Genomic DNA, 20767 nt, shown 5'->3' on the forward strand with positions numbered 1-20767 from the left:
TTATAAGTTCGGATTTTTAGCCAAGGATTTTTGTGCGTTTCTTATTCCCTTTCGGTTTGTTCTTAAGCGCCATTCTTTTATTTAGCATTCAACCTATGGTTGCAAAAACCTTGTTGCCTTTTTATGGAGGAACGCCGGCAGTTTGGATTTTATGCATGCTATTTTTTCAACTGATCTTATTGTTTGCTTATGGATATGCTGCATTGCTTAGCTTTTTGAATAAAACTTTTTCATGGCGGTTGACACACAGTGTACTTGTTATTTTGAGTTTTTCAGTTTTTCCTCTTTTATTTAAACCTGTGAGTTTTAATGATTCTCCAGAGTGGAGTATTTTATTTGCTTTGTTAACCCAATTGGGATTGCCCTTAGTGGTTATTGGTGCTTCAGCACCTTTATTACAGTTTGCATACAGCCAGACCAAAGAAAAAGGGGCTGCTGATCCCTATTTTTTATATTCTGCTTCGAATCTGGGAAGTCTCTTATCTTTATTGCTTTATCCTTGGGTAATCGAGCGATTTATTGGGCTCAAAAATCAATACTATTTATGGAGTATCATCTACGTACTCTACGTGGTTATGTTATTTATTGTTCTCTATGTTCCTCGATATCAACCGTTGGAAGAACAAAATCAAAGAGTTCAAGAGTGGCATTGGCAAAAAATAGGCTATTGGATTTTTTTTAGTTTTGTTCCCTGTAGCTTAATGCTTGGAGTGACTCTATATATTACTACGGATATCGCAGCAACCCCTTTATTTTGGGTATTGCCTTTGGCATTGTATCTGCTTACTTTTGTACTTATCTTCACGAACAAACCTTTAATTTCATGCTCATGGATAGCACAAAACAGTATTTTTTTTCTCATTTTTCCAATCATTGGCTTTATTTTAACTGCAAGCCAAATAAAGGTTTGGCAAAGTATTGTGTTTCATTTGTTAAATTTTTTTATTTTAGCATTACTCTGCCATGGCCAATTGTTTTTAAGCAGGCCAAAACCACAATCACTCACTTTATTTTATTTTTGTTTGGCTCTTGGTGGCGTATTAGCCGGATTATTTAATGGAGTTTTAGCCCCCCATTGGTTTAATCAGGTGTATGAATATCCTTTAGCAATCTTACTCAGTTTATTTGCTTTGCCTCAACGGACAAAAAAAAGCGGTTGGTGGCTTCCTCTAGTGGTACTGGTTCTTTTGTTATTTCATTACCTCATCCTTGATGTTCATTGGCCAGGAGGTTTTACCTCATTTCAAATGTGTGCTCTTCTGGCGTTAATTTTGATCATTGTTTGGCAAAAAAATAGAACCAGTTTAATCCTGTCTTTATTGATTTTATTTGGGTTTATTTTTTCACCCTTATTACAGGATGAGACTATTTTAATACAAGAACGTGATTTTTATGGAGTAAAAAAAGTAATAGTTAAACAAGGAACACATGCCTTAATCAATCAGTCTACAGTGCATGGATTGCAAGTTATGGACGAGAAAAAACCTAATGGAAATAGTTCTTATTATGGAGCAGTTCGTCCCGTAGTTGATGCCATGCAACAACAAACAAGTTCTTTGTCAGTAACCGTCATTGGCTTAGGTATTGGGACGATGATTTGTCAATTTAGAAAAGAGGATCGTATTAATGTAATAGAAATTGATAATCAGGTCATCGAATTGGCAAACAATTCTTTTCTATTCACCTACTTACGAGATTGTCCTCCTCAAGTGACCATTATAAAAAATGATGGAAGATTAGCTGTAGAACAATTGCCCGATCATTCCCAGAACTTGTTAATAGTAGATGCCTTTAATTCTGATGCAATACCAGTACATTTATTAACTTTTGAAGCATTTACTTTATATAAACAAAAAATTACCAAAGATGGTGGGATATTAATTAATCTAAGTAATCGGCATTTGCAATTATTGCCTGTGATCAATGCTGCAGGCAGGTCTTTAGAGCTGATGGTATTTTATATAAATAATAAAGGACTTCCGGCATTAGCTCAGTTTGATTCGGAGTGGGCTTTTTTGACCTTTAATGAAGCTCTTGCTTTTCAATTGATGAAAGGGACCAATTGGCGGTTTGATGCAAGTAACGAACAGTTCTTATGGACCGATGATTATTCTAATCTGATTCCATTATTAAAGTGGTAATATTGTTTTTAGCCTAAGATATAGCAACTGTCTTGAATTAAAAATTTAAGACAGTTGCTGCAATATTAAAGTGCATCAATGGACAAAAATTAATAAGTTACACTTCAGCTAAGTTGCCTTTGCTTTCTAACCAGACCTTTCTATCACTGGCGCGTTTTTTATTTAACATCATATCCATAATTGCTTCAGCCCCTTGTTCATCGTCCAAAGTTAATTGAACCAGGCGTCGGGTATTAGGATCCATCGTTGTTTCACGTAATTGAATTGGATTCATTTCACCTAAACCTTTAAATCGTTGAACATTGGTTTTTGCTCGAGACGTTTGAGCCAAGTGGTTGAGGATACGATTTTTCTCCTCATCATCCAGTGCATAATAAACTTCTTTGCCTGCATCAATTCGATAAAGAGGGGGCATGGCAACAAATACATGACCTGCCTGAACTAGAGGTTTAAAATGACGTAAAAATAAAGCACAGATTAACGTAGCAATGTGTGCGCCATCTGAATCTGCATCAGCGAGAATACATAATTTACCATAACGCAATCCGCTCAGATCGGATGAACCAGGGTCAACCCCAATAGCTACTGAGATATCATGAATTTCCTGCGACGCTAAAACTTGTGATGAATCCACCTCCCAGGAATTAAGAATTTTTCCACGTAGGGGTAAAATCGCTTGGAAATCTTTATTACGTGCTTGTTTTGCAGAACCTCCTGCTGAGTCTCCTTCTACTAAAAATAATTCAGCTTGACTGAGATCAGTGAGCAAACAATCAGCCAATTTGCCAGGGAGGGCAGGGCCTTGACTTACCCGTTTGCGTGCTACTTGTTTGGCTTGTCTTAACCGTTTTTGCGCACGATCGATTGCTAAAGAGGCAATGGCCTCACCTTGATTGCGATGTTGGTTGAGCCAAAGTGCAAAAGCATCTTTAACCACATTACTGACAAATGCGGAAATTTGACGGGAACTCAAACGTTCTTTAGTTTGGCCTGCGAATTGGGGTTCTTTCATTTTAACGGATAGGACATATTGGCAAGGTTCCCACAGATCATCTGCAGTAAGTTTTATTCCTCTGGGTAGTAGATTTCTAAGTTCACAAAACTCTGCCATCGCATCAAACAAGCCAGAGCGTAAGCCATTAACATGGGTACCGCCTTGAATCGTGGGGATTAAATTGACATAACTTTCACTGAAACCAGTGCTTCCCCCATTGGACCAAACCAAGGCCCAGTCAACCGTTGCTTCGTCGCTTTTGAATTCGCCTGTAAAGGGCTCCTCAGGTAAGTAATCTCCATCAGGTAACGATTGATTTAAATAATCAATAAGTCCCTGCTCATAGCACCAATGCATTTCTTCATTGCTTGTTTTATTGACAAAAGTCATGGACAAGCCAGTGCAGAGGACCGCTTTTGCTCTGAGTACGTGCATTAAATGTTTTACTGAAATACGGGTAGTATCAAAGTACTTAGGATTTGGCCAAAAACGAATAATCGTACCTGTATCTCTTTTTTTAGTAATGCCTGTTTCGTTTAATTCGCATACTTTGTCGCCATTGGCAAAAGACATTTGGTAAATAATTCCATTGCGTTTGATGGTAACATCCAGACGATCAGAAAGTGCGTTGACAACAGAAACACCCACCCCATGTAAACCACCTGAGAAGCTGTAATTTTTATCAGAAAATTTGCCCCCGGCATGTAATCGAGTCATAATGACTTCCACACCACTTAAGCCTAATTGCGGATGTAAATCTACGGGCATTCCACGACCATCATCTTCAACCTCAATAGAACCATCTTCATGGAGGGTGACACGAATATGGCTTGCAAAGCCGGCCAATACCTCATCGACACTGTTATCAATTACTTCTTGGGCTAGATGGTTTGGACGCGTTGTATCGGTATACATGCCGGGTCGTCGTTGAACAGGTTCGAGTCCACTTAAGACTTCAATTGCTTGGGCAGTATAATTTTCTGACATGGGTATTTCTCTAATAAAAGTTATCTTTATTTTACCATACATTATGATACAGTAGGACGAAAGACGAATATTCCTTTTGTAAATCTATTATAAAGAGCCTCTATTCTGCAACTGACAAGTAAAGACTCTTGGGAAAAAGCCATATTTGGTGCATCTTGAGAGAACATGATTCCCCTAAACAGCGCAGCATAGATAACTATGTGGGCATTTTAGGAAATCATTTTCTCTCAGCCTGACTCCAATCTGACTTTTTCAGAATATTATAAATACCTGGATTTATTAAATCATATCCGGGAATGAGTAGGGATGCTTTCCTGGATTATGATTAATCTGGGTTAAAAGAAAATATATGCAAGAGACAAGTGCTGAAATTCATCAATTATCTGTAGTTTTTCAAGATCACCATCGAAGGGTCTCAGCTTTGGATGAGATCAGTTTTAATTTACATCCTGGTGAAACCCTAGTGTTGTTGGGGGAGTCAGGTTGCGGTAAATCGCTAACGTCTCTTGCCTTGATGCGCCTATTACCTAAATCAGGTGTTTATGGAGTGAATAGTCAAATCCACATCGATGGACAAGACATTCTGGATTTACCAGAGCACATGATGCGACAGTTGAGAGGCCGTAAAATCTCAATGATTTTTCAAGAGCCAATGACTGCGCTTAATCCGGTGATGACAATTGGAGAACAGCTGAGAGAGGCGTTGTTGCGATGTAACTCATTTACCCCCCACGAATTGCATGAAGCATTACTGTCCTTACTGCATGAGGTAGAAATGCCTCAGCCGGAGGTTAAAATTCATCAATACCCACATCAATTGTCTGGTGGCCAGAAACAACGCGTAGTCATTGCTATGGCTTTGGCATGTAAACCAGATGTTTTGATTGCGGATGAACCAACAACTGCTTTGGACGTAACCATTCAAGCACAAATTCTTTCTTTATTGAAGAAAGTACAACAAACCCATCAGATGAGTTTACTGCTGATCACCCACGATCTTGGAGTACTGAGAGCTATGGCCTCTCGCGTATGTGTCATGTATGCAGGGCAAGTAGTAGCACAATCTTCTGTAGATGATTTTTTCTCGCGCACCAAGCAACATCCCTATGTACAGCAATTATTGGCTTCGGTGCCCTCTATGGCAAAACGCGAGGAACGCCTGTCGGTTATTCGTGGATTTGTACCGGCTTTGGATGAAATGCCTTCAGGGTGTCGTTTTCATCCACGCTGTATTTATTCATTCTCGCGATGTCCAGTAGAGGAACCGCAATTACAAGAGCAAGATGGGCGGTTGGTACGCTGTCATCTATATCCTGAGAATGATGAATTACCTCCTTTGCAAAAAAATAAAATCATCTGGAGTGGAACTGCTACGGAAGCAAAAACGATCCTTACTGTGAAGGATTTATCCGTTGGTTTTATTCAGAAAAAAGGGCTATTCAGTCGTCACAAAACCTTATTTAAAGCCGTTGATGGTCTTTCATTTCGTCTACAACAAGGAAAAACATTAGCATTAGTAGGGGAGTCTGGTTGTGGTAAAACAACGACCAGTCGTGCTTTATTGCGTTTATTACCGATTTCTGGAGGCGATTTATTTTATAAAGAGCAGGATGTGCTGGCATTAAAAGGGCGCTCATTAAGGGAGTATAGAAAAAAAGTTCAAATTATTTTTCAAGATCCCTTTTCCTCTATGAATCCGCGGATGACTGTGGGTGAAATAATCGCTGAAGGCATGCATGCTCAAGGGATGAAGCATTCCTTGATTAGTGCACGACAAAAAAAACTGTTGAACCAAGTTAATTTGCCTGTCAGCAGTTTACATCGTTATCCCCACCAATTTTCTGGTGGGCAAAGACAAAGAATTTGTATTGCTCGAGCTTTAGCTACAGAACCTGATATTTTGATTTGTGATGAACCAACGAGTGCCCTGGATGTTTCGGTTCAGGCACAGATTCTTAATTTATTAAAAGAATTACAACAGGATACAGGTATTTCTTATTTATTTATTACCCATAATATGGGCGTTGTTTCCTATATTGCTGATGAGGTATTTGTGATGAAAGATGGTGTGGGTATTGAATTTGGAAGTTGTGAAATGATTTTTAAAAACCCTAAAGAAGTTTATACACAACAGTTATTAAACGCCGTTCTCGATGTTTTTTAATCAATTTTTCAATCCATTTCTAATTTTCTTTAATATTTTATTTATTAAAAGTGTGATATATTTGAGCACTATTTGGATAATAAAGTCTTAGTATTTATTATTTGGGGGACCTGGTTACATGAAAATCACTGTGGGCGAAGATAGTTTTGATAAGGTCAAGGATTTTACTACCCACTTGGAAGTTACATATGAGCAAGATAAGCTCATTTCAGGAGAAGTAACGGTCGCCTTGGAATGTGACGCATTTTCTCAAAAACATTACGAGGAATTACTTGCATTTCTTTTAAGCCCAGAGCGTTCTCGAATTTACAAATTCGAATTTCCCCCTCACCAGTCGCAGTATCAATTAGCTTTTGATAATGCCTATTTGTTCAGTAAACGTCAAAAATTTCATTTTGAATTCCAACAACAAATCATAGAGTTATCAAAGTCACCCATTCAACCTTATAGTCCTAAAATACGAAAAGCCAAAAAAAATTGGGTTGAGGGTACAAATAATTCGAGTATTGGTTTACAGCTTCAATACCAAATTCCCCTTGAGCATCAGCATCAACAACAAAAAGCGACTCTCAGAAAGCGAAAAAATAATGAGGCTCCATATCAACATCCTGAAATAAGCCCTTTATCACTCGCCCCTGAGGTCCCTCATCAAGATGTGCGCCACATTATTGGCTCGTACCAACAATTTATCTATTTAAAAAAAGACTCAGAGTCCATTGAGCGGTATAAGGCAGAATTTGACTCTTTACTGAGTGAAACGAGTTTACCCGGGCAACGCCAGGCAGCTTTTATTTTTTTTGTATCTAAGCTAGCAGAACATGATGCACCAAAATTGAAACGCATAAAAAGCTTGTTAGAGGTTTTACCTTTAACTGATCGTAACTATCAAGGCCTTGCTCATGTGCTCATTCATACTGGAGCTGACGGAGTTTTACTTTTATTGCAACAGATTAAGACATTACATGAAAAGGAATTTTTCAAGGATTTTGATGCGTTATTTCTCGATAAACCGGAACACTATCTTGCATTAATGTCTCCTCAAGGTTTAGCAAACCTGAAAAAATTGAGTGAATTAAGCAGTGAACAGAAAACATGGTGGCTTACTTTAGTTGCTCAACATAAAGCAACAGGAGCTCCAACTGACTTTAATGATTTATTTGCAGCTTATAACTATTTCTTAGAGCAGTTGGAGAGCAAGAACCTGAAGTTACCCTTCTCCTGTACTTTAAAAAATATCAAACACATGAAGTCTGCCTTAGATTGCTTGCTGTTCGTTATAAATAACAGTGGCGATCCGGAAGAGCAACTGAGGTATTTAGATAGATTAGATGTTCGCAGTGCCTATTATGCCAGCCGTGATTATAATTATCAGTTGGTATCACGGCATATGAATTTAAGGGCTGATGTCGATGACGAGATTCCAGATTATTCGACTCCTACAATGCCTAGGGAAGTGAGTGACTGGCTGACTCCTGTTGATTGTTCCTATGAAGAGTTCATCACACGTTTTTATCGTTTTATCGGGACACAAGAATCGGCATTCAGTCTGGATGTCTATCAAAAAATTGAACGAGAAATAAGTAAAAATAATACTCTAAATAATCAAAATAAAGCGCTATTACTCAATGTCGTCATTTTGTTGACCACCGGTCAACGTGGTGTTACACATACTGAATATCCTGATACGTCGATTAAAAAACTAGTCGGCAAATTGATTGCCACAGCTGAGCAGTTTGATGAGGACTTGCAACATGAATTATCCACGTTAATTTCAGGTATCGCAAAATCACTGGCGCTTCAAAACTGGGAATCAATGCCTACGGCGGATGAGTTGGATTCGCTTGTTGATGTCCTGGTACACCTGCAAAAAACAAAAGTCCAAGCTCCCGACCAAGCACGTCATGAGTTTCAAAAGGTGAGTGCTCTCGCTTTAAGTTTGACGGCTGAATTTGGTGATGTGGCCCGATTGGTTCTTGATCATTATAAGCGACGTTTGGCAATGGAGCAGGCCAATGTGCCCATCCAAAAATTTTCTTATACCAATTTGCTCAACCATTTAGTTTCATCCTCTAAACTGGCTAGATTTTTGCCTGAACTTTTTCAGGAACAACCTCAAACATTATCCCGGATTGTTGTACTTTTTTCCTTATTGGATGATGAAATAACGAAAGTAACGCAACAAGATGCAGAAGATAGTGAGTTTGAGACTAAAATAAAAACGCTTGCCTATGCGGTGCATGCGATGCAAGACGATCGTAGAGAGCAGTTATTATCGATTCTGGCCGATATTAACATAGAAGCTTCTTATCGCCTGCCTTCTCTAGAACAACTCATAAAAACTGTTGATTCAGTCAGGAAAGCTGATTTTACTGAAGTGGAAGATCAAAAAGCAAGTATTCTTGAAATAGTACACACGGAATTGCCTGAGTTAAAAATAGGCAAAGAATCGGTTAATGAAACAGCAATCGATTTTTTTAGCCTGATGAGACAAAACTATGAGCAATGGCAACTCGAAAAGAAATTGGCTGCGTTACCAGAAAAAATAAAAGGGTATCTGGAGCCCTGGATGGATGCACATAATCTCGTGTTGTATTATTTGTGCCTTCAACCGTTTAGTCCACGAGCAGTTCTCAATGCTTTGGCTGAAGAAGAGCAAGAAGTTAAGAAATTATTGAGCAGTAGAATGTTTTCTTGGACTTTATCTGGGTTTCCTCAAGCAACAATACAAATGACGGATGTCTTGGGTGATGAATTTTTTCCTGAGCAATCTTTTTTGACTGCGCTGCAACCAAGAATAATGGCAAGTTTACAATCCTGCTTAAGCGCTGCTTTAAAATCGTTGCAGCTATCCAATAAGGAGCTTGAGGATTTTCTATTAACACACATTGAAGAATTAGATACCGATCTTTCAATCGATGAGCGGTTTCTAGAATTGAGGCAGCGATTAGAAGACGCGAATGGTTTGATTAATTCACTCACCCGCATTAAAAATAAAAACAGTATCGATTTTCGTCGTTGTATTTCAGCATTAGCTGATGAAATCAAGCCCAAAGTACCAGGAAAAAAAGCGCTTACTGTAGTCCAAATACAGACTCTATTGGATACCCTAAGTCAAGACGAGCCACTTTCAGTTGCATCTCCTCTAGCAATAATATGCAAAATATTAAAAGATGCACCGGGATATTCTGGAAGACAATTGCATCAGGTTTTGAGTGAGATTAATTATTTAACAAATTACCGCGGAATTTTGGGTGAAGAAGCGTACGAATCTTTATTGCGTTGGTCCTGCACTTATAATTTAACGCAAAACTCTTTATTTCCATTGAAGAAAATAATCGCTCTTAAATCTTTAGCTGGGGTGGATGAAAAGCACTCTAACGCTTTATTTAATGCGTTAATTGAAGTCATAAAAAAAGCAGGTCCTGATGTTGATGAACAATTACTAAAAACAATGGTTGAGAAAATTACATCAATTACTCAGGCTAAAGCAAAGGTACCTTCACTGGTTCCTACGCTTATTTTATTAATGAAAACTTGTACCAACGGCAAAGAAAAGACGTTTCTTAACTTAGTTGATAAGTTAAACGGTATGGACGATTCTGATTTAAATATCTGCTCAAAAATATTACTTATATTCGGTGAGCGTGCAACAGATAAAAACATTCATCGCTTATTAGAAGTGCAAGCAAGACTTGAATTAAATCAATACAATCTAAAGAAACTGGCAAAATTATTTGATGCACCACCTTATCCGGAGATGGATGGTTTTATCCATGCCTTAAATGGGTATGATTATGAGCTGATGGCTTATATCGATGCGTTGGATAAAGATCCAAAATCAGCTCGTGCGTCAAAAAACAATGAATTTGGTATGATCATAAAGGATAGCGAGCAAATTCTTGATGAGCAATTTGACAGCTCACAAATCATGCGAGTTATCGGCAATATTCGAGACAGTATTGAGGGAACGTCTTTAAGTAGCCAGGAACAGTATGATCTAGCACAACAAATTACCTACATCAATGCTATAGGTAGAAGTAAACCATTTACGCTGGTTGTAGGGGATGATCCCTCAAAGCAGGCCATCCTCAAATACGAGAATTTAACTCGAGTCAGCCGTGATGAGTTACGTGACTTTTTCTATATACTCATTGACACCATAAGAAGACCTGGTCTTGATGCTCAAGAAAAATTAAAAGCCCAGGTAAAATTGCTTGCAGTATTACGTGAACAGTATTTCCGGGCTACTGGAATATTTGCAGATACAACGCACCTTATTTCCGTTTTAGTCTCGCTTAAAGGCCAGCAGAACAATATGCTGATGGAAGTTGAGACCGAGGAAGCTGATGTCAGTGCAACATTACTTGCTGTCATGCAGTGGGTTGAGGCTGAGGGTGGAACCATTGATGTGTGCACCGCCAACCGAGATAGGGTGACTCATGATGATAAAGGGACTCAAGATTTTTTGACCTCGCTCGGTATTGCTTCAGGCCGGATTAGCGCGGATTCCCCTAAAGGAACGTATCAAGTGGGTGGGATAAATTATTCTACTGTAGGCGATTTGGCTTTATACCGCTCTCGAGCCAAGGTTGATAATGAACATTTAATCGCTTATAAAGACGGTCATCCTGTATCAAGTAATTTAATTCTTTGTGGTTCTGATTTTTCAAAATTAAATCAAAAAACGATATATCATCTCGTTCAAGCCGATGAGAATCATTCCTATGCCTGGATTTATCCACTTGTCCATGCATTTATTCATCAGCAAAAATTTAAAACTCTACGTCAAGGTACAGTTTGGAGTGAGGGTCTGGATGTCGAACGGTTAAAAGAATTTTTGGACCGGCATACACCAACAGGTCAGCATAAGGTGCAGTTAAGCTCCATACCTGATGAGCAATTGAGTTTATGGATCAATTCAGCTATAGAGGCCCAACGTTTAGTTGAAGGAGAGGATTTTGTTATTTCAGCTTCTGACACTGCAGTCCATTCTGCTATTCCCTTGAGCCAAAAAGAATCTCAAGAAGGTTTTACCTATCTGATCCATCAATTTCTACATGTTCGACTACAACAGGAAAATCCGGATTGGGAGTTTACTATTGAGCCGGAGATGCGTTTTGTCGATTCAAGTTCAACCAAGGATTTGATTGATGATTATAAAAAGCAGGGTCGTATTATTGCGCTTTCTAAATCCGTAAGTAAAAAGGATGAGTTAGCCGAGCAATGCAGTCAGTTCGGCATGAATGCTCAGTTTGTAATCTCATCGCAACCAAAAAATAAACATCAAGAATTAGCTAAAAAAACTAAAGAGGGTACTGTTGAGCGTTATTACACTCAGAAGGTTTCTGAAATACAGAATGTTGTTTTACAACAATTCCAAGAATGGAAAGAGTTTCTGCATCTTGTTTATCCTAAAGCTGAATGGAGAACTCTGGATGTTGAATTATTGAAACAAAGAGAGGATTTAATTCTTGATTTGAATAAAAAATGGATTGATTGTCTGGAACATACTGATCCGCAAAAAAAATACCCAAATCCCTATGCTCGTTCGGATGTCAAACAACACCAGCAGAGAATGATTTTGGATCATGCGGTGCTTGCTTATGAAGGCGCTGTAAATTTGATTTGGGTGCAGAAACGGGCCTTTCTTAAAGAAAAAGCAACGCCAGTCATTATAGAGGGCTCAGTTAATGATTTGCGTTGTAAATATTTGGGCGGAGTGTCATTGCATGAGCAATTGAAGCTAAGTCGAATAGCAGTACGTGAAAACAAAAAACAAATGCTGGTGGAGAAGAAAAAAGCACATCGTTATCTCCTGGCCGGATTGGATGTCAATGGAGCAATGTTGCGATTTGCCGATGGTAATGTCGATTCATATCGTAATGATTTTGCTAAAAATCAGGTGGTTTTATTTGCTGCAGATATCAAGCGTATCATAGAAAATAATCCTTATTTAAATAAAAAGGTGCGTTCCATATTGCTTGCTCAAGTTGCCCAGGCACAAAATTTTGATAATCTCATTGTTTGTTTGCGGGATTATGCCAATAAATATTTGCCTGAAGAGCAATTTACTGAAAAATATGCCATGCAACCCATAATTCATGAGATGTTGCGCGTATTTAAAGAAGCAGATCTTGAAGAACCAGATGAACTTCAGAATTTAAAAACAATTTATTTGGATAACGTTGTCGTAGAACTGGTCGATGAGTTGGAAACGACTTTATCTTGGGCAAAGATAGAAAATCGTGGCCTAGGGTATTTGCTTGAGCGCTCTACCGCTGCAGCTGCTGCAGAAGCTATATTAGATGCAGTGCAGCAATTAAAAGAAGCAAATGATCTTAATGGGAAACAAATTGCAATTAAGAATTTGTATAAGGTATTAGCACAACAAGAATTGCAGCTTGAAGGATTATGGATATTTCCTTTTTTGGGGCATAAAAATACACGTACCTTAATCAAAAATACTTTGGCGACTCTTGATGGGTTAACGGCTATCGGTTCAGGCGAAAACGAACTGGATGCTGATTTTATTCACCATAGCAAAGAAGAAGCCCTTTATGACGTAATGAAAGAACAATTGAATACTACGTTTGACGTTTTGGAATATGAAGATTCCAGCTTACCTGGAAAAAATGAATGGAAACTGATTAAAAGGGCATTGGCGGCAATGCAAACTGAAAATAATACAATCTATGCTTTTTATGAAATGTATTACTTTCTCTCAAATAAAGTAGCAGAGCTTGCTGAAAAACATTCTCCATTACAAACGCCAGTCGCCCATTTGCGCGGAAAGGTTCGCAGTTTGTTCGAGAAATTTAGTCAGGAGCATAGGGAATTACTTAACACGAGTAAGTACCTTACATGCAAAGCTGAGAATCTTAAGGGTAAACTGACTGGATTAAACGGATTTAATGTAGACCATGTGACACTTAAAAAAGGACATAATGGTTTTAGTGATTATTTTGATTTAGTGATTGAAGGTTCTGGCGCCCATGCTTTATTTGATGATTTTACCAAATATAATTCACGTGCGAGCGAGTTAACTAAAGAGCGAAAAGCTCTAGAAGTAAAGCTAATCCAAGCCAATGTGCAAAACACTCTGCTGGAGCAATTGATAAAAGAGCAATTACCGCTACTCAAATTTAAAGGAAAAATTACAGCTACTAAAGAGCTATTTCCGAAGCAATTTCAAGATCAGGTCAATGATATTCTTGTTTTAAAAGGTTGGGTTGTCGATCAAAAGCCTGGGGACTTGAGTTCTTTTCCTCAAAACATTCGCAATAGTTTTCTCGACAGAGACTTAGTCAAAACCCTTGAGTTTCCTGACTTAAAAGAAGAAGAAATTGAAAAAATTCAAGATATTATATTGAAAATAGGACTTAAGGATTTGCGTGAGCGAATCGTTGAAGGGATGAAAACGAAATCTTTAGTGGGTAAGATTTATTCTTATGCATCAAGTTATGTTTTTACCCCAGAAACTATGGATGATTGGCGTATCGAATTTAATTACCTAGTCAACAAACCTACCGTAAATTTAGAGAGTGTTTTTCGTTCTCAAATTGAGAAAAAGCAGAGTGAGCTTGCCAGTCAACTTGAGCAATTACGGCAAAAAACTGCGGATCAAGTTGAGTCATTAAACCAACAAATTATTTTCCTCAATGAAAAAATAAAAGAGGAAGAACAAAGAGGTAGTGTTTATGTCAAGCGCATTACTCATGCGGCGGATCTTTTTGAATTTGAAAAGCAACTCATGACGTTTAAAGCGGTACAAGTAGTGAATTTACCTCATCAAGAGAACCCTATACCTGTTGTGCCACAAGAATTGAATCATTCATCTCTTGAAATAGTGCCATTTAATATATAAACAGAGTAGCGCTGTACCTGGCGCTATGTGTTTTAAAAACTGCAACTATGTGGTTATTATCAAAAAACTTCTATAATTCGCTCCTTTGTTGTTCAAATATTGAACTATACTCAGATCTAGGAGATGTCTGATTTGGAACAGCAATGTTATCCCGTGATGTAGTAACAATCATTGATAATATCAGTGAAAAAATTGAAACAAATAACTTCGAGTCGTTAACATTCGAAGATATTAAAAATGCATGTTTTATGGTGATGGGCCATATAGAACAGTTGAAAAAAAGTAACCTTGTTTCTACAGGAGATAATTCCAAAGAAAAGGAACTGATTGCTTATAAACGTACGGTGATGCACTTAGTCGAGTGGCAAGCACGATTTATTGAAACGAAGAAACACAATGTATTAGGGAATTACATAGCGGATTTAATTTTTTTACGAGAAATGATTTATTCAATACCTGATGTATTAGGTGAGGTATATAAAGAAAAAATAGAAAAAATTAACTTTTGTATTTCCAACATGCTTGTTTTTATTAATAAATTTAAAATCAAATTGAGTGAAGCCAACTGTTTTGATGTTGCTTTAATAGCACATACCCAATGTACCCATGAGATTACTTTTCTATATTCCAAATTACTCGAAATTCATCATACTGAAAAAATGCGTTATTCTGTGCTTATTAAAGGATATTTTGAAGCGATACAGGAAACTTTTGATTTTTATTTTAAAGAAATCACCTATTTTCGTGACCTTGAGATTACCAACGCTAAATGTTTAAGCTATTGTGTGATTAATTATCTTCCTAAAAATGTTCGACACTAAAGTGTTCTCCCCTCCGTCATCCCGCGTGTAACGAGGGATCTCCCCAGGGTAACCCGACGCTACAGCATGATAATCCCTCACTTTGTTCGGGATGATGCAACAAGGAGAAGGGCTTTCATCCTCTGTGCTGAGTTCTTTAGCTCAGTCGCTGTGTCCCCTGTTCAGTCATTCTTTTGTTTACCAATGAATCCGCAATTGACTCAATTTAAATCAGTGAGGCAAAAAAATACTATACTTAGATAAAATATGAGCAGGGTGTTGGGCAATGGGAAGCATTCATCTATCACCGGATGAACATTTAAAAAGAGTAATGGGCAATCCAAGTGATGCAATTTTAAAACAACATGAGTTATCTGAAGCAACGTATCCTCTTTTGGTATCTTATCTAGGATGGCTCAGAAGGCTTAATGGGGTTCAAAATAAAAACGATGTGATTCGTCAAAATGAACAGATTTTTAGTGAATTTATTCATTTATGCGAACACAATCTACTTTTTTTTCTTACGGTTACGGGGCGTTTTGATGTAATCCGCAAACTCTTTGAAGATAAGGATTTATTTTCGAAAGAACGTGCATTACTTGATGAGATAGAAAAAGAGCATGCTAAGGCAGCAGCAGCAAAACTCCAGGATTTTGTGTACGTACCGAGAAAAAAAGAATCTACAATCCTACAACAGCCTGAGGAACCTAAGCCTCATCGTCTTCCTGCATCTGAATGGGAAAAATCGCTTTATGGTCTAACAAATATGGATTTGTATCAATATTATGAAGAGGAGATGAAGCGCATTACCTATGTTCATCATATGAAACACATTAAATTAATGGATACCACTTATGAGGAACATATGACCTCAATGCGCAAGGCATTAGACCTAATCGTTGAAGATGAGCGTATTAATGAGGTAAAAAAACAAAAGGCAATTGCCATTTATCAGAGCATCATGGCAAAAAAAGAAGAAATGGAGACCGAATTAAATCATCTTCTCCCTTTAGCTACAGAGCAATCCGATGTAGCGATGCTAAATATTGAGATTATTGAAAAGCACCGTCAACTTAAAGAGGAAAAACTCAAAGAGGTTCAAGAAATTCTTGAGCAATTTTTTGAAGAAATGCGTGATGAGTCGCCACAATTAAAAATAATATACGAGGAGCATCAAGAGAACATCCAAAATTTTAAAAAGGAAAGTCAAACAATTCAGCTCCAGTGGGAACAGGAGATGCAGACTCTGTCTACTCATTATGAAAATGCGCGTGTACTTGCTTTAGAGGATATAAGTTCGAGTTTGAACTCTATCCTTGATGAATTGAAAAAATGTCCTGTCGATGAATTGGATAAAGAGCAAGTAAGCCGGTTAGATGCCGGCATACGTCAATTAAAGTTATATAAAGATGGGCTAAAAAAAGCAGAAGGTTATGAGGCAACCCAACTTTTATTAAGTCAATGCAATAAAGAATTAGAAACCATCGCGGGTATTGTTCAACCGGTATTACCAGAAGATGTAAGAAAACGTTTTGAATTGAATGTCAATTTAATGAAGCAGATGATTGCTGCAGCACCCAAAGAGGGTGCGGATTTTATGATGCTCACCTCAGACAGTTCTTCTTTAAAACAAAAAAATCCTGATGAGGGTCCCATAATTTCTAATCCTACTATGGATTTAACTGAAGAACAGCAAGTCGAAAGACAATCTCACATATCTGACGTAGAACGCCTAAGTATGGGGAAGCCGCAAGCTACAACTCCCAAGGATGAAAATCCTCAAGCCGCTCCTTTGTCAGCAGAGAGAAAAATTGAGGTAGAATCCCTCATACCTGTTGTTGAGCATAGCAGCGAGATGCCGCAAGCTACAATTCCCAAGGATGATGATCCTCAAGCCGCTCCTTTGTTAGCGGAGGGAAACATGGAAGTAGAATCGCTTATGACTGTGGTTGAGCATAAAACCGTGAAGATGCCGCAAGCTACAACTCCCAAGGATGATAATCCTCATGCCAATCCTTTGTCAGCAGAGGGAGAAATTGAAGTAGAATCGCTTATGCCTGTTGATGAGCATAGCAGCGAGAAAATGTCTCAAGATACCTTGCCTGATGACAAAAAGCTGCAAGCGACCTCTCTGCCTGAAGAGCAAAGGATTGAGGCGAAATTAAGTACACCCGAACAGGAGATTGATCAAAGCGAAAATCAGTCAATCGCTGCTGAGGAAAATCCACACAACGTCCATCGGTATCGCTTTTTTATGAACTCCGTAAGAGATGGGACAGAATTCATTACCTTTGATCCGGAAAAACAGCGCCATTATGAATCCATGTTAAAAGAATTATCCAGTATTTTAAAGGAATTGCAGCAAGAGTATGGGGCCGAAGTTTTAGCGAAAATACAGGAGATTGAAGTTCTAATTAAAGATGCAAAATCAATAGGATTTGACAGGGCGAACCCTTCTCATATTCAAAAAATTTGTGATGCTTGTGATTTAGGGATAGATTATGAGCCTTTGGATCATGTAAAAGATAGTCTTTCCTCAATAATTCAATTAAAAAATAATCCCCAAAGTAGTGTTGGAATGTAATACTTTTTGTGCAACAATTGATTGACTATATCACAGCATGCCTTTTTTTTGGTATAATATGACCTATTTTTTAGGATAGGGAGAAAAATATGTCACCTCAAGAAGAATCATTATGGCAAGCTGTGGCTGAAAAAAAATACGACGAAGTAGAAAAACTGATTACGAAACATCCTGAATTGGTGAATGCAGTAGATACTAATGGAAGGTCACTTCTCAGACGAGTTGTTCTTGCTGTTGTACCACCATTAGATTTGATTCGGTTTATTGCAAAACAACCTAATCTTACTTTTGAAAATCAAGGTTCTGGGGCAACTCAAACAACAATTGGCGCAATTTTATCTACTGGGCGCTCGAATATTCTTGAACTTTTTGCAGAAGATCCGCGCATTATTATGGAGGGTGATAAATTAGCATACGTCACTGCCAAGAAAAATATGGAACATGCGAAAGAAAGCAAGCGTGTTGATTACACAAAAATGTTTATGATCGTTCGTGATGCCACAATTCGGCATGCAATTGCGACGGATGACGCGGTGTTACTGGAGCAATTACAACAAGCAGGGGATAATCTGGCTCAAGAGTTAAGTGATGGAACTCTTCCTGTTCGTCTCATTACTAAAGAAAATCCCGCGCCTAAAGCGAAATCGTGGTTTCAATCTCAAATTGGCAAAAAAGAAACGAGTGTTGCAACTCATGCGGACTCTTTTTTCAGCCATACTGCTGAGATGCAGAAAACAAAGGAAAAAATGGAAGAGCTTAATCGCGGTAAGGCACAGGCTGAGATGGGCTTATTTGGTAAAACTTATAACGGTGCCCTTGAAACTATGGGAAAAGTAGCGTCTTACTTTAGTTTAACCAATTAAATAATTTGCTGTCTGTCAAGATAAGGCCGCATTTCCAATGAAATATCCCCTCTCCGACAAGCGAGAGAGGGGAATTTTTAATGATTTAATTTGCTCTATAAAAACTAAGGAATCATTGTACTGTGTGGTATCAACGCGATGTGGAGGGTTTCACACTTCGTCTATATGTGCAGCCTGGTGCCAAAAAAACAGAAATTGTAGGCATTCATGAAGGAGCACTTAAGATCCGTTTAAATACGCCACCCATTGAAGGTCGTGCCAATAAGGCATTGTTGCAGTTTGTTGCACAGCTTTTTAAAGTACCTGTAAGACAAGTCACCTTAAAACGAGGAGATAAATCCCGGCACAAAACAGTTCTAGTTAAGGGGACTGTGGTAGAGCCTGATAATTTGCTTTGAATCATGACCCAAATTTTGCGATAGTAAATGAAGTCATGAATAAACGCTTAATCCTATGAAAATCGAACAATTTGCTCTTACTTTTAATACCCAAGGTCGTGGAACTGAGGATATTACCGCAGAAGTAGCGTCTTTTCTCTCAAAAACGACAATAAAGCACGGTTTATGCCACTTATTTCTCAAGCATACCAGTGCCTCTTTAATCATTTGTGAGAATTATGATCCCCAAGTTCGTAGGGATCTGGAAAATTTCTTAGTCCGCTTAGTGCCTGATGGCGATCCTCTTTTCAAACATGTCATTGAAGGAAAAGATGATATGCCCGCACATGTTCGTACTGTCTTAACTCAAAGCAGCTTGACTATTCCGATACACGAGGGGAAATTAGCTTTGGGTACATGGCAAGGAATTTATCTTTATGAGCATCGATATCAACCACAACAACGCCATTTGCTTATTACTGGTGTAGGAGACTAGTTCAATTTTTGGTATACTGTAAGTCTTTGAATAGGAAAAATATGAGTTCACTACCTCAATGCCCTAAATGTAATTCAGAGTATACTTATGAAGATGGAAATCAATTGATTTGTCCGGAATGTTCTTACGAGTGGGCGAAAGATGCCCTAGAGGAGCAAAGCCAGAATGAACAACGCATTATTAAAGATGCGCATGGGCAAGTTCTCCAAGACGGAGATACAGTTACCGTAATTAAAGATTTAAAAATCAAAGGATCGTCACAGGTAGTCAAAGTTGGCACAAAAGTGAAGAACATTCGCTTGGTCGAAGGCGACCATGATATCGATTGTAAAATTGAGGGTATTGGTGCCATGAAATTAAAATCTCAATTCGTTAAGAAGGGATAAATGGAATGCATCAGCCACTACACATTACTTTTTTATTTTATGAAGGAATGACCGCTCTGGATGCAATTGGCCCTTATGAGGTGCTTAGTCGCTTACCAGAAGTTGTAGTGCACAGAGTGGCCTTGAATCAGGGACCAGTACGTACTTGTTCCGGGCTTACTCTGATTGCGGAGCATGCAGTAAACGAGATTTCGCATACTGATGTGCTACTGATTCCGGGCGCAGGTAATGCGACTGCATTGCGTGACTGTTCTGAAATACTCACGTGGATTAAAAAAATTCATGTAAATACTTTATGGACTACTTCAGTGTGCACTGGGAGTTTGATCCTTGGGGCAGCAGGAATTTTATCAGGGATTAAGGCAACAACCCATTGGGCAGTGATGAATCGGCTAAGCCATTGGGGAGCCATACCCACTCATAAACGATTTGTCCTAGATGGTAAAATCATTACTGCCGCAGGAGTATCGGCGGGTATTGATATGGCATTCTATCTTGCTGCGAAACTTACCGATGCAAACATTGCACAAAGTTTACAACTTGGTCTTGAGTATGATCCTGAGCCTCCTTTTAATTCAGGATCACCAGACAAAGCATCCAAAGTGCTGGTGGAATCACTTCGTGAACGTTTAAAAAACAGATTTGAACCAGAGTAATTAGGAAATTCCTCAGCTTGGGCTAAAGTGCTGCGTTTTCGAGCACCGAAACGCAGCATATTCGAAGTTATGATCTACATATCTTAGGGTAGTACATAGATTATCAAAGCAATTAATCCGGCGATGGCAATTATTGGATGAATAATTACTACTACTTTCGGAATCGGTTTCCCTTTCTTAGCAAGTGATACGAAGGTTAATCCTCCTAATGCAGCAACAATTAAGATGATGAAGCTAGCTCTAAGGATTAAAGCCTGTCCTGTCATAAACGAGAGCATGTAGACGATTATAATGACTAATCCTAATCCTGCACAAATTCCATGGAGGGTTTTCGCTAATTGATTAACAGGCCTATCCTGTAGTACCGCTGTTAAAAGAAAGAGGCCACAGAGTGCTGCAGCAAGAAATAAAACAATAGCAAGTATTAACATAAAACCTCCTGTTTAAAAAAATTA

Annotated in this window: 12 protein-coding genes; 10 read left to right on the forward strand and 2 right to left on the reverse strand. The window is 38.4% G+C overall.

Annotation, left to right across the window (positions count from 1 at the left end; genetic code table 11):
• Nucleotides 1-32: 32 nt before the first annotated feature.
• Nucleotides 33-2141, forward strand: coding sequence for a spermidine synthase (locus EL022_RS07395; RefSeq protein ID WP_241972269.1), 2109 nt, complete (start codon nt 33-35; stop codon nt 2139-2141).
• Nucleotides 2142-2238: 97 nt separating this feature from the next.
• Here EL022_RS07395 and parE read toward each other — a convergent pair whose 3' ends face one another.
• Nucleotides 2239-4122 (reverse strand): DNA topoisomerase IV subunit B, encoded by a 1884-nt coding sequence (gene parE / locus EL022_RS07400; RefSeq protein WP_028382307.1) that lies wholly within the window; start codon nt 4120-4122, stop codon nt 2239-2241.
• 349 nt (nt 4123-4471) lie between these two features.
• Here parE and EL022_RS07405 point away from each other — a divergent pair, with 349 nt between their 5' ends.
• The 9 genes from EL022_RS07405 to EL022_RS07445 all read left to right on the forward strand — a co-directional run bounded on the left by EL022_RS07405 (nt 4472) and on the right by EL022_RS07445 (nt 20312).
• Nucleotides 4472-6286, forward strand: coding sequence for an ABC transporter ATP-binding protein (locus EL022_RS07405; RefSeq protein WP_028382306.1), 1815 nt, complete (start codon nt 4472-4474; stop codon nt 6284-6286).
• A 118-nt stretch (nt 6287-6404) separates the two neighbouring features.
• Nucleotides 6405-14150 carry a hypothetical protein gene (locus tag EL022_RS07410; RefSeq protein ID WP_035901220.1) on the forward strand — a complete coding sequence of 2582 codons (7746 nt, stop codon included), beginning with the start codon at nt 6405-6407 and terminating at the stop codon, nt 14148-14150.
• A gap of 143 nt (nt 14151-14293) precedes the next feature.
• A complete protein-coding gene (locus EL022_RS07415; RefSeq protein ID WP_028382305.1) occupies nt 14294-14971 on the forward strand; it encodes a hypothetical protein in 678 nt (225 codons plus the stop codon).
• 265 nt (nt 14972-15236) lie between these two features.
• Nucleotides 15237-17534: an MICOS complex subunit MIC60 gene (locus EL022_RS07420; RefSeq protein ID WP_028382304.1), complete on the forward strand. Its 2298-nt coding sequence runs from the start codon at nt 15237-15239 to the stop codon at nt 17532-17534.
• Nucleotides 17535-17623: 89 nt separating this feature from the next.
• Nucleotides 17624-18397 carry a hypothetical protein gene (locus EL022_RS07425; RefSeq protein ID WP_028382303.1) on the forward strand — a complete coding sequence of 258 codons (774 nt, stop codon included), beginning with the start codon at nt 17624-17626 and terminating at the stop codon, nt 18395-18397.
• A gap of 122 nt (nt 18398-18519) precedes the next feature.
• The gene (locus EL022_RS07430; RefSeq protein ID WP_028382302.1) at nt 18520-18795 is read left to right on the forward strand and encodes a DUF167 domain-containing protein; all 276 of its coding nucleotides are present in this window, start codon (nt 18520-18522) and stop codon (nt 18793-18795) included.
• A gap of 55 nt (nt 18796-18850) precedes the next feature.
• Nucleotides 18851-19270, forward strand: coding sequence for a secondary thiamine-phosphate synthase enzyme YjbQ (locus EL022_RS07435; protein WP_028382301.1), 420 nt, complete (start codon nt 18851-18853; stop codon nt 19268-19270).
• Nucleotides 19271-19311: 41 nt separating this feature from the next.
• A complete protein-coding gene (locus EL022_RS07440) occupies nt 19312-19656 on the forward strand; it encodes a zinc ribbon domain-containing protein YjdM (protein ID WP_028382300.1) in 345 nt (114 codons plus the stop codon).
• A 5-nt stretch (nt 19657-19661) separates the two neighbouring features.
• Complete coding sequence (locus EL022_RS07445; protein WP_028382299.1) at nt 19662-20312, forward strand: DJ-1/PfpI family protein; 651 nt, start codon at nt 19662-19664, stop codon at nt 20310-20312.
• 83 nt (nt 20313-20395) lie between these two features.
• Here the strand turns inward: EL022_RS07445 and EL022_RS07450 are convergent, their stop codons facing one another.
• The gene (locus tag EL022_RS07450) at nt 20396-20743 is read right to left on the reverse strand and encodes a hypothetical protein (RefSeq protein ID WP_028382298.1); all 348 of its coding nucleotides are present in this window, start codon (nt 20741-20743) and stop codon (nt 20396-20398) included.
• Between the last annotated feature and the right edge of the window lie 24 nt (nt 20744-20767).

Source organism: Legionella cherrii, from assembly GCF_900635815.1.
Lineage (GTDB): Bacteria > Pseudomonadota > Gammaproteobacteria > Legionellales > Legionellaceae > Legionella > Legionella cherrii.

Bases quoted from the DNA above. Each gene is read 5' to 3' on its own strand.
- EL022_RS07440 (WP_028382300.1), top strand. From the start codon at position 19,312: ATGAGTTCACTACCTCAATGCCCTAAATGTAATTCAGAGTATACTTAT.
- parE (WP_028382307.1), bottom strand. From the start codon at position 4,122: ATGTCAGAAAATTATACTGCCCAAGCAATTGAAGTCTTAAGTGGACTC.
- EL022_RS07420 (WP_028382304.1), top strand. From the start codon at position 15,237: ATGGGAAGCATTCATCTATCACCGGATGAACATTTAAAAAGAGTAATG.
- EL022_RS07415 (WP_028382305.1), top strand. From the start codon at position 14,294: ATGTTATCCCGTGATGTAGTAACAATCATTGATAATATCAGTGAAAAA.
- EL022_RS07450 (WP_028382298.1), bottom strand. From the start codon at position 20,743: ATGTTAATACTTGCTATTGTTTTATTTCTTGCTGCAGCACTCTGTGGC.
- EL022_RS07405 (WP_028382306.1), top strand. From the start codon at position 4,472: ATGCAAGAGACAAGTGCTGAAATTCATCAATTATCTGTAGTTTTTCAA.
- EL022_RS07435 (WP_028382301.1), top strand. From the start codon at position 18,851: ATGAAAATCGAACAATTTGCTCTTACTTTTAATACCCAAGGTCGTGGA.
- EL022_RS07425 (WP_028382303.1), top strand. From the start codon at position 17,624: ATGTCACCTCAAGAAGAATCATTATGGCAAGCTGTGGCTGAAAAAAAA.
- EL022_RS07445 (WP_028382299.1), top strand. From the start codon at position 19,662: ATGCATCAGCCACTACACATTACTTTTTTATTTTATGAAGGAATGACC.
- EL022_RS07410 (WP_035901220.1), top strand. From the start codon at position 6,405: ATGAAAATCACTGTGGGCGAAGATAGTTTTGATAAGGTCAAGGATTTT.